Origin of the sequence: Paenarthrobacter sp. Y-19 (assembly GCF_029223985.1) — a bacterium.
In the GTDB taxonomy this organism is placed as follows: domain Bacteria; phylum Actinomycetota; class Actinomycetes; order Actinomycetales; family Micrococcaceae; genus Arthrobacter; species Arthrobacter nicotinovorans.
This window is the reverse complement of record NZ_CP119414.1, coordinates 1,490,363-1,504,584: the sequence shown is the minus strand read 5'-3', so window position 1 is coordinate 1,504,584 and position 14,222 is coordinate 1,490,363. Positions and strand designations below refer to the sequence as shown.

General features: G+C 65.1%; 9 protein-coding genes. 3 read left to right on the top strand and 6 right to left on the bottom strand.

The window, feature by feature from the left end; translation table 11 throughout:
- Positions 1 to 24: 24 nt before the first annotated feature.
- Positions 25 to 2,712 (bottom strand): bifunctional GNAT family N-acetyltransferase/acetate--CoA ligase family protein, encoded by a 2,688-nt coding sequence (locus tag PYR64_RS06900; RefSeq protein WP_275779055.1) that lies wholly within the window; start codon positions 2,710 to 2,712, stop codon positions 25 to 27.
- 55 nt (positions 2,713 to 2,767) lie between these two features.
- Here PYR64_RS06900 and PYR64_RS06895 point away from each other — a divergent pair, with 55 nt between their 5' ends.
- Entirely contained in the window at positions 2,768 to 5,281 is a 2,514-nt protein-coding gene (locus PYR64_RS06895; RefSeq protein WP_018778694.1) for a DNA topoisomerase IV subunit A, read from the top strand.
- A gap of 85 nt (positions 5,282 to 5,366) precedes the next feature.
- On the opposite strand, the gene PYR64_RS06890 is transcribed toward PYR64_RS06895, so the two are convergent.
- Positions 5,367 to 5,750 carry a VOC family protein gene (locus PYR64_RS06890; RefSeq protein WP_018778695.1) on the bottom strand — a complete coding sequence of 128 codons (384 nt, stop codon included), beginning with the start codon at positions 5,748 to 5,750 and terminating at the stop codon, positions 5,367 to 5,369.
- 129 nt (positions 5,751 to 5,879) lie between these two features.
- On the opposite strand from PYR64_RS06890, the gene PYR64_RS06885 reads away from it, so the two are divergent.
- Complete coding sequence (locus PYR64_RS06885) at positions 5,880 to 6,398, top strand: DinB family protein (RefSeq protein ID WP_018778696.1); 519 nt, start codon at positions 5,880 to 5,882, stop codon at positions 6,396 to 6,398.
- Positions 6,399 to 6,401: 3 nt separating this feature from the next.
- Here the strand turns inward: PYR64_RS06885 and PYR64_RS06880 are convergent, their stop codons facing one another.
- Genes PYR64_RS06880 through PYR64_RS06865 form a run of 4 tightly spaced genes read right to left on the bottom strand, consistent with a single transcriptional unit; the run spans position 6,402 to position 13,554 of the window.
- On the bottom strand, positions 6,402 to 7,412 hold the full coding sequence (locus PYR64_RS06880) for a GNAT family N-acetyltransferase (protein ID WP_275779052.1): 1,011 nt from the start codon (positions 7,410 to 7,412) through the stop codon (positions 6,402 to 6,404).
- Positions 7,413 to 7,421: 9 nt separating this feature from the next.
- Positions 7,422 to 10,841: a thiol reductant ABC exporter subunit CydD gene (gene cydD, locus PYR64_RS06875; RefSeq protein WP_275779051.1), complete on the bottom strand. Its 3,420-nt coding sequence runs from the start codon at positions 10,839 to 10,841 to the stop codon at positions 7,422 to 7,424.
- Positions 10,842 to 10,848: 7 nt separating this feature from the next.
- Entirely contained in the window at positions 10,849 to 11,931 is a 1,083-nt protein-coding gene (gene cydB / locus PYR64_RS06870) for a cytochrome d ubiquinol oxidase subunit II (RefSeq protein WP_039240777.1), read from the bottom strand.
- A gap of 18 nt (positions 11,932 to 11,949) precedes the next feature.
- Positions 11,950 to 13,554 carry a cytochrome ubiquinol oxidase subunit I gene (locus PYR64_RS06865; RefSeq protein ID WP_018778700.1) on the bottom strand — a complete coding sequence of 535 codons (1,605 nt, stop codon included), beginning with the start codon at positions 13,552 to 13,554 and terminating at the stop codon, positions 11,950 to 11,952.
- A 280-nt stretch (positions 13,555 to 13,834) separates the two neighbouring features.
- Between PYR64_RS06865 and PYR64_RS06860 the strand changes: the two genes are divergently transcribed.
- On the top strand, positions 13,835 to 14,221 hold the full coding sequence (locus tag PYR64_RS06860) for a BlaI/MecI/CopY family transcriptional regulator (protein ID WP_011774471.1): 387 nt from the start codon (positions 13,835 to 13,837) through the stop codon (positions 14,219 to 14,221).
- The last annotated feature ends 1 nt before the right edge of the window (position 14,222 follow it).

Below are 14,222 nucleotides of genomic sequence, written 5' to 3'. Positions count from 1 at the left end.
TAACCGCGCACCGTGCCCCTGTGGCTAACTTCGCATCGCACGGCGGGCACTGTCGGTACGCTGGGCCGCGTTGCCGATCCACACCTCGGCTCCGAGGATCGTGGCGCCTGCCGGGCCTGCAAGTACGGGGTTGAACTCAACCAATGCAATCCCAGGGTGGTCGTCCTTGAGTTTGGCGAGCCGGGCTGCGATGTCTTCAAGGGCAGCGACATCAACGGCCGGGAGCCCTTGGTAACCGAAGAGCTTCCTGGAGGCACGAGGCGATCGAATGACATCGTGAAGATCCCCGGCCGAAAGTGGCGGCACCCTGTGGGCCCAGTCATCCAGGAGGTTCACCGCGTCACCGGCCAGTCCGAACGACACGACGGGCCCCAGGAGCGGGTCCTCCATGGCACGGAAGGTACACGCCTGCCCCACGGGGGCCATGGCTTGCACTTCCAGCGACGGAGAGCCGTAAGGCTCCAGGGCCCGGCGCATCTGTGCGATGTTCTGGCGCAAGGATCCGGCGTCCTGGATGTCCAGCCGCACGCCGCCCAGGTCAAGCCGGTGTCGAAGCGCCGGGTCGGTAGTTTTCAGCACCACGGGCCAGCCCGCCTTGTCCGCGGCACTGACGGCTTCCTCATCCGTGCCGAAACCGAAGCTGGGCAGCACCTCGATACCGTAGCCGGCCAGCAGGGCCGCAGCTGCACCGGCGTCGAGCTTCCTGATCTTTTCACCCGTGACACCGGCGAGCATCGCCGCGAGTGTGTCCCTGGTGCCGTCGACATCGCAGCCTTCAGGTTCAACGAAGAGTCCCTGGTCGCGGTCCCGCCACTGGGCGTACCGGACAATCGACGCCAACGCAGCTACAGCTGCCCCGGCATTGGAGTAACAGGGCAGCGGTGGCCTACCGTCAGCTCCTACCATTCCCTCGACGTGGACGGAGGGGTCCAGGATTCCCGTGAAGGCCGCGATGATGGGCTTTCCCGCCTCCGCAGCGCACTCGGCCAGGACGCTGGCCAAGGCCTCAACTGTCAGGCCGCGGGCCGGGAGGAGGGCAGCCACCACAGCATGGACGGAGGTGTCCGCGAGGCTCTCCAGCAGACTGGCCCTGAGCGCCGGCAGCGCGAGGGACATCCCGGCATCGAGGTCCACGTCGGTCACCAGGCGGTTGACGTCCAGGCCCAGTGGCACGGCACTGTCCGCCACCACCTTCGCCAGCGCAACCGAGTTCGAATACACGGCCAATCCCGGGCCCTGCGGCAGCGCTTGGGAGGAGGCGATCTGGGCGATGTCCATGAGTTGCTCGATGGTGTCCACGCGGATCACGCCCGCCTGCCGCATCATGGCATCCAGGGCCGCAGCGGGCGCCTGCGTGGTCCGGACCTCATGCCCGGGCGGCAGGCTGAGGCCAGTGACGTCGGATTTGGCGACGATCACCGGCTTGTTGCGCGACAGGCGGCGCGCCAGCCGCGAAAACTTGCGCGGGTTGCCAATGGACTCAAGGTAGAGGCCCACGGCGGACGTGTCGGCGTCGTCCTCCCAGTACTGCATGACGTCGTTACCCGAAACGTCAGCGCGGTTGCCTGCGGACAGGAACGAGGACAACCCCAATCGACGGCGGCTGGCGGCCGCGTACACCGCCACACCCACGGCGGCCGACTGGCTGAACAGGCCAAGGCTTCCCCGGGGCGGCATGGAGGGGGCCATGGACGCGTTCAAGGAAACGGCCGGGTGGGTGTTCAGGATCCCGAGGGACTCCGGACCGATCACGCGCATGCCGTTGGCCCGTGCCCGCCGTACCAGCTCATGCTGGCGTGCCAGGCCCCGCTCGCCGTCGTCGGCAAATCCTGCCGTGGCCACAACGATCCCCTTGACTCCTGTGGCGGCACATTCGTCCACCACCTTGGGCACTTCGTCATAGGGAACGGCGATGATGGCCAGCTGGACGGGCCCCGGAATTTCGGACAGTTTCGAAAACGAGATCATGCCGGCGAGCTCGAACGCCTCCGGATTGACTGCATAGACAGGTCCCTTGAAGCCGCCTTCAATGATGTGCTCGAGCAGTTGATAGCCGACAGTCCCCCATTTGCGGCTGGCACCGATGACAGCCACCGACGACGGCGACAACAGGTCGCGTACGCTGCGCGCCTCAGCGCGGTGCTCACGGGACTCCATGACAGCCCGCGATTTTTCCGTGGGGTCGATGTTGAACTCGACGCTCACCACGCCGTCGTCAAAGTGGCGCTTGAGGTCATACCCGGCGTCGGCGAAGACCATCAGCATCTTGCGGTTGTCCGGCAGGACCTCGGCGGTGAACCGCCGGATGCCGTTCTCCCGGGCGGCCACGGCGAGGTGCTCCAGGAGGATCGAACCGATGCCGCGCCCCTGGTGGGCGTCGGAAATGTTGAAGGCCACCTCGGCTTCGCTGGGATCATCGAGCCGGTCGTAGCGGCCTATTCCCATGATTTCGCCACCGATGGTGATTACGAACGCGACGCGGTTGATGTGGTCGACTTCGGTGAAGCGCCGCACTTCCTTGCCGGACAGTTTGGGCTTGAAGGAAAAGAACCGCATGTAGATGGACGCCTGCGACTGACCTGCGTGGAAAGCCTGCAAAGCCTCGGCGTCCTCGGGCCTGATCGGGCGGAGGTGGGCCGTTCCGCCGTCGCGCAGCACGACATCGGCCTCCCAATATTCCGGATAAATGCCGACGCCGGGCTGATCCAACATAGGCTTAGCCTAGCTAAAACATCCGCAGTACAACTCTCAAGGATCCACCGACCCCATGGCCCGCAGCCAATCTTCCGCACGCAAAGCCGAACCGCTCGGCGATTTCACCGAGAACATCGTCGATATTGACGTCACGTCCGAGATGGAAGGCTCCTTCCTGGAGTACGCCTACTCGGTGATCTATTCGCGCGCCCTTCCGGACGCGCGCGACGGCCTGAAGCCTGTCCAACGGCGAATTCTGTACATGATGTCCGACATGGGCCTGCGCCCTGACCGGGGTCACGTCAAGAGCGCCCGTGTTGTGGGCGAGGTCATGGGAAAGCTCCACCCCCACGGCGACGCGGCCATCTACGACGCCATGGTCCGCATGGCGCAGGACTTTTCGCTCCGCCTGCCGCTGATCGATGGCCACGGCAACTTCGGCTCGCTCGACGACGGCCCGGCGGCTCCGCGTTATACCGAGGCACGCCTGGCGGCTGCTGCGCTGACCATGACCGACCACCTCGATGAAGACGTGGTGGACTTCGTCCCGAACTACGACAACCAGCTCACGCAGCCCGAAGTCCTTCCTGCAGCTTTCCCCAACCTGCTGGTCAACGGCACTACCGGCATTGCCGTTGGCATGGCGACGAATATGGCTCCGCACAACCTGGTGGAAGTCATCGCGGCCGCCCGGCACCTGATCGCCAACCCCGACGCCACCCTGGATGAGATCATGCGCTTCATCCCCGGTCCGGACCTGCCCACGGGCGGCCGCATTGTGGGACTGGACGGGATCCGGGATGCCTATGCCACCGGTCGTGGATCCTTCAAGACACGCGCCAAGGTGGAGGTGGAGCAGTTGTCCGCCCGCCGCACCGGCCTGGTGGTCACGGAACTCCCCTACATGGTGGGCCCCGAAAAGGTCATCGAGAAGATCAAGGATGCCGTCAATGCCAAGAAGCTGACGGGCATCAGCGACGTCGTGGACCTCACGGACCGCAACCACGGTCTGCGTCTGGTGATCGAGCTTAAAAACGGCTTCAATCCCAATGCCGTGCTGCAGCAGTTGTACCGCTACTCGCCCATGGAAGATTCCTTCGGGATCAACAATGTCACGCTGGTGGATGGGCAACCGCAGACGCTCGGCCTGCTGGAACTGCTCCAGGTCTATGTGGCACACCGCCTCAACGTGGTCCGCCGGCGGACAGCTTTCCGCCTCGGCAAGAAGAAGGACCGCCTCCACCTGGTGGAAGGTCTGCTGATCGCGATTGTCGACATCGACGAGGTCATCCAGATCATCCGCTCCTCGGATGAGGCAGCGGCCGCCCGCGAACGGCTCATGTCCATCTACGACCTCACCGAGATCCAGGCGAACTACATCCTGGAGCTACGGTTGCGGCAGCTGACCAAGTATTCACGGCTTGAACTGGAGAAGGAACAGGACGAACTGCGCCGGGAAATCGAGGCGCTCGAAGCCATCCTGGCCTCCGACGAATTGCTTCGCGACCTCGTGTCGGGAGAGCTGGGCGTCGTCGCCGAAAAGTACGGCACGCCACGGCGGACTGTGCTCCTGGAATCCGAGGCCGTATCCCCCACGGTTGCCGCGGCCCTGGCCGCCGCGCCAGGTCCCAAGGGGAAGGCAGCGGCCCTTCCCCTGGAGATTCCGGACGACCCTTGCTGGGCCTTGCTCAGCACCTCCGGGCAGATTGCCAGGACCTCCAACCAGGAGCCGTTGGTTGAAGCCGGTCCGCGCGTCAAGCACGATGTGTTCCGCTCCGTGGTCAAGACCACTGCCCGTGGAGAAATCGGTGCCGTGACATCGCAGGGGCGGATGCTGCGCCTGCAGGTCATGGACATGCCGGTGCTGCCGCCTGTCTCAGGGCTTCCCAACCTGGCCGGAGGCGTTCCTGCCAAGGACTTCATCACGCTTCTCAAGGGAGAAACGCTCATCGCGTTTGTCCCCTTGGACGCGGTTCTGGCCGTCGGTACGCGGCAGGGAGTGGTGAAGCGCGTTCAGCCGGACTACCCGCTGAACCGCGAGGATTGGGAGATCATCGCCCTGAAGGACAAGGACTCGGTTCTCGCCGTGGAGCCCGCCCAGGAGGACGACGTCGATCTCGTCTTCGTGACCAGGCAAGCCCAGTTGCTGCGGTTCAGTGCCTCCAACGTCCGCCCGCAGGGACGCACGGCCGGCGGTATGGCCGGTATCAAGCTTGCCGCCGGTGACGAGGTGATCCACTTCGGTGCCGTGCGCACCAACGATTCCGCCGCCGTCGTGGTGACCATCGCCGGCACCACGGGTGCGCTGCCGGGCACGGCCCCTGGTACCGCGAAGGTGACAGCTTTCGAGGAGTATCCGGCCAAGGGCCGCGCCACCGGTGGCGTCCGCGTCCACCGTTTCCTTAAGGGCGAAGACACTCTGCTTCTGGCGTGGGCCGGGCACGGACCGGCCAAGGCGTCGTCCGCGGCAGGGGTGGCACGCGCCCTCCCCCATGAGCACGGAAGGCGCGATGGCTCCGGCGTCCCGTTGTCACAGCCGGTTGAAGCCATTGGTCCGAGCATGACGTGGGCTGACGCCTCAGAATAGTGCCCGCGCCGGGCATGGCAGAGGCCGGAGGTTCCAGACGACCTCCAGCCTCTGCCTCGCAGCGGCCGCGGGGCCGCCAGCCGGGCTAGCCGTTCTGGTTGATGCTCAGTATGTTTCCTTCGCTGTCGAGGAACCACGCTGCGGCACTGCCGTCGGGCATGGTCGCCACGCCGTCTTCGGTCTTCAGTCCGGGGAAGTCGTAGTCCTCGAACGTGACTCCTTTGCCGCGCAACTCCTCCACCGTGGCCCTGACGTCACTGACGGTCCAGCCCATTTGGGTGTTCTTCGCCGTCCCCGCATTCGGCGTCTGATACACGAAGAATCCGGTCCCGTCGCCGCACCTGTATTGGAGGTTGTCGTCGGCGTCCGGATTTTCGGGTTCCAGTCCGAGCTTCTCGCTGTAGTAAGCGCGCGCCCGGGCTATGTCCTGTGCCGGGAGAACGGCACCAACCTGCTGATCCTTGAGCATTGTTTTCTCTTTCCGGCTCTCCCCCCGGAACGAACTTTACTCCTGGCCGGTATGGGAAGAAATCGCAATAGGGCAGCATATTTCCTGACCTGTAACGGGCTGTGGCCGGGATGAGCTTAGACTGGCCGCATGCCGATCATCCCTGATGAAAAGGACTGGACCTGGGTCCTCTCCGAGCCCTGCCCCGAATGTGGTTTCGACCCCTCAACGGTGACTCCTGCAACGGTGCCAGGCACCGTCCTGAACATGCTTCCGCGGTGGCGGGCCGTCCTGCGGCGGGAAGACGCAGCCGTGCGCCCGAACGACCATACGTGGTCGCCCCTGGAATACGCGTGCCACGTCCGCGACGTCTTCAGCCTTTTCGACCAGCGCCTGAACCTGATGCTCGCAGAGGACGACGCCCGTTTCGCCAACTGGGACCAGGACCAGGCCGCGATCGACGGTGAATACGATTCCGCTGATCCCCGTGCCGTGGCTGATGAACTCGAGGCGGAAGGCACCGTGATCGCCGAGTCCTTTGCGCGCGTCGTGGAGGACGACTGGCAGCGCACCGGGACCCGGAGCAACGGTTCAGCTTTTACTGTGCTGACGTTCTCCCAGTACTTCCTGCACGACGTTGTCCATCACCTTCACGACGTGGATGGTTAGCAGCTAGAGCATCTTTTCCCACGTCATGCTGCGGTTCACCGGGGCGTAGCCCATGCCCAGGTACAGTTGCAGCGCTCCCGTGGGATTCGCAGAGTCAACGTCCAGGGACGCTATGTCCATCCCGGCCAGGGCGTAGCGGCGCATGGCGTCGGCGAGCAAAGCCTGGGCGATGCCACGGCCCCGGTAGGAGCGTCGGACGCCAAGGAGCTCGGTGTAGCCTTCCTTGAAGCCGCGCTCCACGGCGGACTGGGGATCATGGCTGGTCAGTTGATACCCGGCCACGGCACCCGTGGAACTATCGATCACTACGGCGCTGAGGTCGTGCCGCCCTGTGGGTTCCTCGATGGTGAAGCGCCACGATTCCTCGTCGCGTGGTTCACTCCCCCAGTGGTCCCGGAAGGCATCGTTGTGGGCCAGGCGCACTGGCTCGAAGAGGGAGGAATCCAGGGTCCGGAGTTCCAGCCCGGCGGGCAACGGCGCATCCGGGATCCGGCCAGCCAACGGTCTGTGCATTTCGTTGAACCAGCGCACGGCACCATAACCGTGCCCCATCAGGAGTTTCGCCTGGTGCTCGTGCTTCTCTTCGGTTTGGACCCGGAGCCGGGGCGGGGTTACAGGATGGCCGGCGGCCGCGTCCGCCTCGAAGCGGCTGCGCGTTTGCTCTTCCTGCCAGAGAAGGACCGCCGAGCCAATGCCACGTTGCTGCCATTCGGGGTCAACACACGCCATCCCGGTTGCTTTGTCGCCGCCGGGGTTCTTGGTGATGCGGCCGTAGGCACGCGGCACGCCCTTGGCGTCCATGCCCAGCAGGGTGTTCGCTTGGGGTGGGTTCTTGCTGGACTGCAGGATGTGGACGAGGTCGCCGCGTTTTTCATACCAGACCGGTTGTTCGACGGCGGCCGTCCTGGCGATCAGTCCGGCCCAACCGTCCAGGTCCGCCATGCCGGCAGGGCGCCACTGGAGGCCGGTGACCTCCGGGTCGGGCATGGCATGGCTTGCATCTTTGAAAGGCATGCCCTCAGGTTACTGAGCAGTAGGCCCTCCCACCAGTTCCGCCGCGCCCGGCCTGCGCACCGGTGTTCCTGCGGCGGACAGCTCAAGCCGCGCATCCGAGGGGTCTATGTCATCAGGGTTGTGGGTCACCAGGACCACGGTGACATCCTTCAGACCCTTGCGAAGCACAGCCATCATTTCCCGCGCAGAGCCTGCGTCCAAATGTGCTGTTGGTTCGTCCAGCAACAGGACGGAGGCGCCCGTCAGCAGTGTCCTGGCCATGGCGAGACGCTGCCGCTCGCCGCCGCTGAGGAAGGAACCACCCGGCCCGATGCGCGCATCCAGGCCACCCGGCAGGGCCGCCACTACGGCGTCAAGGCCGACGGCGGCCAGCGCCTTGTACATGTCCGCTTCGCCGGGCTTTTCGGCCGCTGGCCGGCCAAGAAGGAGGTTGCCCCGCACCGTGGAGTCGAAGAGGTGCGCTTCCTGCGGGCACCACGCGGCAGTACCGGTCAGCTTTGCCGTTCCTTCCGCGAGGGGAAGGAAGCCCAGCAGGACCGAGAGCAGTGTGGATTTGCCGGCCCCGGACGGTCCCGTGACGGCCAACCAGCGGCCCGGTGCGGCCACGGCGTCGAGTCCGGAGATGACGGTGGGCCCTCCTGGCCACGCTGCAGCCGCACCGCGCAACTCGAGTCCCTCCTGGCCGGGCCGGTCAGGCAAAGGCAGCGGACCGTCGTCGTGGTTTTCCCGGCCCCGGGGACCGTCCGTTGAGTCCAAAGCGCCGGAGGAGGCCACCTTTCCCAGGACGGCCGCGAGCGCCGGTGCCTGACGCGTCGCGGAGACGATGCCCGCGAAGGGTTCCACCAGGGCCAGCAGCATCAGGACAATGACAGCGGCGAGCTCCGGAGCCACCGTACCCTCGAACACGGAGGGAGCGCTGAGGGCGCCTGCCCAGAGTGCCGACAAAGAACACGCGAGGACGATCACTGCCTGGCCCAGACCCTCGGCCCATGCGGCGCGCTTGGCCGACACGGTGGCGGCCCGGTCTTTGCCCTCCAGCGATCCGATCACCGGTTCGCTGACGTTGTTTGCACTCAGTTCAGCCCGCGCATCCAGTGCCGCAGCAACTCCCCGGAGCACCACCGAACGCAGCTGTCGTTCGGCCTGTGCGGCGTTCCGGTCAGCCAGGACAGCCAGGACAGGAGCAACCACCAGTCCCACCACGGCGGCGATCACCACGGCGGGCAACGCGGCAGGCACGACGATGGCGGTCGCTGCGATGGCCGCGCCGCCAACTCCTACCGCAGTAAGGGGTGGCAGGGCCACCCTGGGCAGGAGGTCGCGGAGTGTATCGACATCGTCCACGATCGATCCCAAAACGTTTCCGCCCTGCAGCAGGCGCCGCAGCGACAACGCCCGCAGGCTCAGGGTTGACCAGAGCGATCCGCGAAGCCGTGTCATGGCCGCGAACACGGCGTCGTGGGTCAGGAGACGTTCGCAGTACCGCAGCACGGCCCGTCCGATGCCGAAGAACCTGACGCCAACGATGGCGCCCAGTAGGTAGAGGATGGGTGGTTGCTGACTGGCCCTGATGATGAGCCAACCGGACAGGCCGGACAGGGCGACGGCGAACAGTGCGGCCAGCACCGCCACGACGCCGGCGGCTGCGAACTTCCAGCGGACGGGTTTGAGGATGCCCGCCAGGAGGCGAACGCTGCCGGCACGCGACCGGTCCGTGACGTTGAACGGCCCGGCACTGCCGAGGGCCACAGCCGGTTCCCGCGCGGTGTCCCGTGCGGTGTCCGTTGCGGTCAAGGCGACCGGCTGCGCGGCGGCCGCGGCGGCTGTCCCGGCAGGTGTTGCCTTGTGTCCGATGGCTACAAGGTGGTCAGCGAGCGCACGGGTGGCGGAGTCGTGGGCCACCAGGATGACGGTGGCCGTGCCGCGAAGCGATTCGATGGCGCGACGGACGGCGGCGGCCGAGTCGTCGTCCAGGTGAGCGGTGGGCTCATCGAGGAGCAGCAGCGTTGCGCCTGCCTCGACGCGGGCCAGACCGCGGGCCAAGGCCACACGGCGCAGTTCGCCCGGGCTTAGTTCAGCCGGGTGCTTCGCTGCCAGGTGTCCGGCTGATGCCCTGCTGAGGATCTTGGCCACCGCTTCGGCGGTGTTGCCTTCGAACCCGTCAAGGTAGAGTTCGATCTCCTTCTGCACGTTGTCGGCTGCCATGACGGGATGCTGCGGAACCCAGGCCACGGATGCAGGGGCCACCCCCGCCACGGTACCTGTGACGCGGGCTCCCGGCCCGTTGCCGATGAGTCCCGCCAGCACTCCCAGGACGGTGCTCTTTCCGGCGCCGCTGTCGCCGTCGAGGGCTGTGATGCTCCCCTGCGGGGCAGTGAAGTCGAGCGGTCCGACGGCGGCAGCGGTCCTGCCGCGGTACGTCACCGACAAGTCGCTGACGACGACGTCGGCGGGCTCCGTACGGCGCGTCGCGTCCGTGACGCGTCGGTGCCGGGGAGCTTCCAGTACGGCGTTGGTTGTTTCGAGGGCTGCCCGGCCGTCGTCGCTGGCGTGATGCGCGGTGCCGAGCTCCCGCAGTGGCAGATAGCAGTCAGGGGCGAGGATCAAGGCCAGGAGGCCCGCTTCCAGGGCCATGTCCCCTGCTACGAGCCGGACACCGATGAATACTGCAACCACGGCTACCGAGATGGTGGCGATGAGTTCAAGGGCAAGCGCGGAGAGAAAAGCAGTGCGGAGCGTACCCATGGTCCTGCTGCGGTACTGCTCGGAGATGTCTTCCAATGCGGAGCGTTGCTCGCTGGCGCGGCCGAGCCCCACCAGTACGGGCAGTCCCTTGGCCAGTTCCAGGATGTGGCCGGAGAGTTTCTGCAAGGTGGTTTGTGCGTCCCGGACGCGGTCCTCGGTATGACGGCCGATCAACACCATGAACAGTGGCACCAACGGCACGGTCAGGACGATCACCACGGCGCTTACCCAGTCAGCGAAGAGGATCCGCGCTCCGATCAACAAGGGAACCGTGGCGCAATTGACCAAAGCGGGCAGGTACTGGGTGTAGTAGTCGTCCAGCGCATCAAGCCCGCGCGTGGCCAGTATCGCCAGGCCGCCGTCGTTCATTCCCTCAACGGGGGCCGAACCCCCGTCGTCCAGGGACCGCCTGAGCAGCCGCACGCGTAGTTCCTCTTTGACACCCAGAGCGGCGTGACGTGCCGCAACTCCTTGTCCCCACACGGTCAGTGACCGCAGCACGGCCCCGACCGCACCCCACAGCAGGTCGCTGTTCCAGTCACCGGAACCCGCTGCGAGACCGGCGAGCATTGCGGCCACAGCCTGCGCCATCAGGACAAGGGACAGCGCTTTGAGCGCGGACATCAGCCCCAGGACGTAGAGCGCCGAGCGGGTGGCCTGTCCGGAAGGAAACACCGGTTTCATGAGGCGGCTATTTTCCCGGTTGCGCGGGGTTGGAGGAGGCGCCTTCCTTGGAAACGAGTACCTTTGCCGCGATGGCGGGGAGGAAGCCGTGTGCCTCAGGAATGTGTGCCGCGCTGACACGCCGCCGGAAGACCCAGTAGGTCCAGGCCTGGTAGGCGATCACCAACGGCAGGCCCACGGCAGCCACAATGCTCATCAAGCCCAGCGTGTAGTCCGAGGAAGAAGCCGTGGAGATGGTCAGGTTGAAGGCGGGATCGATCGTGGAGGGAATAACCACCGGGAAGGCCGCCCCGAAGATTGAGGCGGTGGCGCAGACAATGAATGCACCCAGGGCTCCAAAGGCCCGCCCCTCGGAGCCTGCGCGGGCCAGTGCCCAGGCCAGGACCACTGCGATTACGGCGGCAGCTACCAGGGCCCACGTCCATGGCTTGCCGCTGAGGAACTGGACTGCCACCATCCACCCGAACATCGGCAGAACCGCGGCCGGGACCAACCGCACAAACCAGCGGCGGGCACGGTGCCGCACCTCGCCGTCGGTCTTGAGGGCAAGGAATGCCAGCGCGTGCACCAGGGCGAAGGCCACCACTCCGAAGCCACCCAGCAGCGCGTAGCCGCTGAACCAGGACATCGGGCCGCCCTCCCGGTCTCCGTTGGCGTTCAGGGGCAGGCCCGTAGTGGTGAGCGCAAGTGCTGCACCGATGCCGAAAGCGGCAACGAAGGAGCCGACGGCGATGGCCCAGTCCCAGCGGTTGCGCCAGCGTTCGGAATCGACCTTGCCCCGGTATTCGAAGGCAACGGCCCGGAAAATCAAGGCAACCAGGACTGCCAGGAGCGGCAGGTAGAGGGCGGAGAACAGAGACGCGTACCAGAGCGGGAAGGCGGCGAAGGTAGCGCCGGCTGCGGTCAGCAACCACACCTCGTTTCCGTCCCAGACCGGACCGATGGTGTTCAGCAGGACCCGGCGGTCGGTGTTGTTTCGTGCGAACAGCTTCATGAGCATGCCCACGCCGAGGTCAAAGCCCTCAAGGAAGAGGTAACCGGTCCACAGGACGGCGATGGCCACGAACCAAATGGTTGGCAACAGTTCCATTGTCAGTTTCCCCTGCTCCTAGTAAGCGAATGCCAGGACGTCGTCGCCGGACTTGTCCGGGGTGTCGTTGTCTTTGCCATCCCCGTTCGGGGACCCGTCCTTGTCTTTGCCATGCCCCAGTTCCGGCATCGCGGACGCAACGCCACCGCGGACATATTTGACCAGCAGCTTCACTTCCACCACCAGCAGCACCGCGTAGATTGCCGTAAGCACTACCAGCGAAGTCAGGATCTCCCCTGCGCTGACCCCTGGGGACACCGCAGCGGCGGTGAACATGAAGACCTGGTCGATGCCGTTCATATCCGGATTAGGGGCAACGACGAACGGCTGCCGGCCCATTTCGGTGAAGATCCAGCCTGCGGCGTTGGCGCCAAAGGGCGCCAGGATTCCGAAGACCGCAATCCGCATGAGCCACTTGGACTCCGGGACTACGCCCTTACGCGTTACCCAGAGGGCCAGCAGCGCGGCGAGGGCTGCGACGCCGCCGAATCCGATCATCATGCGGAAGCCCCAGTAGGTCACTTCCATGACGGGAACGTATTGGATTTCCTGTCCGGCGCGGTCGCCGTAGAGCGGGTTGTCCGGCAGATTGGTGCCGTACTTCTCTTTGTACTCGCCGAGCAGGCTGTTGACTCCCTTGACCTCGGTGGTGAAGTCTCCCTTGGCCAGGAAGGAGAGGATGCCCGGCACTTCGATGACGGCCACCACATCTTCACAGTTGGAAGAGCCCACGTTTCCGACGCTCAGTATCGAGAACCCTGTTCCATCGTGGCAGGCCGCTTCCGCTGCAGCCATCTTCATGGGCTGCTGTTCGAACATGAGCTTGCCTTGGAGGTCGCCGGTGAAGGCCGTTCCTGCGAAGGAAATCATGGCCACGACGGCGCCGATGCGCAGGGACTTCATCCAGACTGTGTAGTCGGCTTTGTCCCGCCCGGGGATCTGCGGCGCATCACCGGGAATGATCCGGCCGTCCTTGCCCACGGTGTCGATCCCATCGTGGCGTCGACGCCACAGGTGGTACCAGGCGATTCCCAGGAGGAAGGCTCCGGCGACGGCCAGCGCACCAAACAGGGTGTGGGGCACCGCTACCAGGGCAGTGTTGTTGGTGAAGACGGCCCAGGCGTCGGTCATGACGGGGCGTCCGTCCACCATTTCAACTCCCACGGGGTGCTGCATCCAGGAGTTGGCGACAATGATGAAGTAGGCAGAGAAGACCGAGCCGATGACCGCGATCCACAGGCAGGCGAGGTGGACGCCGCGCTTCAGTTGCTTCCAGCCAAAGATCCAAAGCCCAAGGAACGTGGACTCCACGAAGAATGCCAGCAGCGCTTCGAGAGCGAGGGGCGCCCCGAACACGTCACCGACGAAGCGGCTGTACTCACTCCAGGCCATGCCGAACTGGAATTCCTGGACGATGCCGGTGGCCACGCCCATGATGAAGTTGATCAGGAAGAGCTTTCCCCAGAACTTGGTCATGCGCAGGTACTCGGGCTTGCCCGTGCGGTACCACATGGTCTGGATGATGGCCACGACCAAACCCAGCCCAATGGTGAGGGGCACCATCATGAAGTGGTAAACGGTAGTGATACCGAATTGCCAGCGTGCGATTTCCAAGGCGTCCATGGCTGTCCTTTGTGCGGTGGACCGAAGTACGATGACGTTAGTTCTACATGGCGTAGAAAACTTCTCTTCTACACAGTGTAGAACAAATGCCGGGCAACGAAACCCATTCTTCAAGTGGCATCGGCCACGCGCAAGAGGCCACCGGGCGTGGCGGCGCGCCGACAGTTCTACCTCACGTAGAATCAGCGTAGGAAAAGCGGTAGATTTATTGTGGAATGTTGGATCATCGCTCCCCGCGGCAGTAACCCTGCAGCAGGAAGCGGAAGGTAGGGAAGTAACGATGGCAAGTCTTGGGGAACTGGAACGGGCAGTGATGGATCTGCTCTGGGCAGGCCAGGAAGCTGCAACCGCCAATACGCTGCGCGATCTTCTGGCGCAGGACTCGGAGGCCGGCGACGGCACCGCAGGCCATCAAGGCAAAGACCTGGCAGTAACCACCGTCCTGACCGTGCTGTCACGCCTGGAAAAGAAGGGTCTGGTGGAACGCGAGCGGGGAACACGCCCGCACCGTTACCAGGCAGTCTCCAGCCGCGCCGACCACACTGCGGAACTGATGCACGAAGTCCTGGGCTCCGCTCCGGACCGTGAGGCTGTCCTTGCCCGCTTCATTGGCTCCGTCACCGAAAGTGAAGCCGCTACCCTGCGCAAACTGCTCGGCTACAATTAGC

Coding starts and splice junctions, on each gene's coding strand:
- PYR64_RS06900 (WP_275779055.1), bottom strand. CDS start 2,712: ATGTTGGATCAGCCCGGCGTCGGCATTTATCCGGAATATTGGGAGGCC.
- PYR64_RS06895 (WP_018778694.1), top strand. CDS start 2,768: ATGGCCCGCAGCCAATCTTCCGCACGCAAAGCCGAACCGCTCGGCGAT.
- PYR64_RS06890 (WP_018778695.1), bottom strand. CDS start 5,750: ATGCTCAAGGATCAGCAGGTTGGTGCCGTTCTCCCGGCACAGGACATA.
- PYR64_RS06885 (WP_018778696.1), top strand. CDS start 5,880: ATGCCGATCATCCCTGATGAAAAGGACTGGACCTGGGTCCTCTCCGAG.
- PYR64_RS06880 (WP_275779052.1), bottom strand. CDS start 7,412: ATGCCTTTCAAAGATGCAAGCCATGCCATGCCCGACCCGGAGGTCACC.
- cydD (WP_275779051.1), bottom strand. CDS start 10,841: ATGAAACCGGTGTTTCCTTCCGGACAGGCCACCCGCTCGGCGCTCTAC.
- cydB (WP_039240777.1), bottom strand. CDS start 11,931: ATGGAACTGTTGCCAACCATTTGGTTCGTGGCCATCGCCGTCCTGTGG.
- PYR64_RS06865 (WP_018778700.1), bottom strand. CDS start 13,554: ATGGACGCCTTGGAAATCGCACGCTGGCAATTCGGTATCACTACCGTT.
- PYR64_RS06860 (WP_011774471.1), top strand. CDS start 13,835: ATGGCAAGTCTTGGGGAACTGGAACGGGCAGTGATGGATCTGCTCTGG.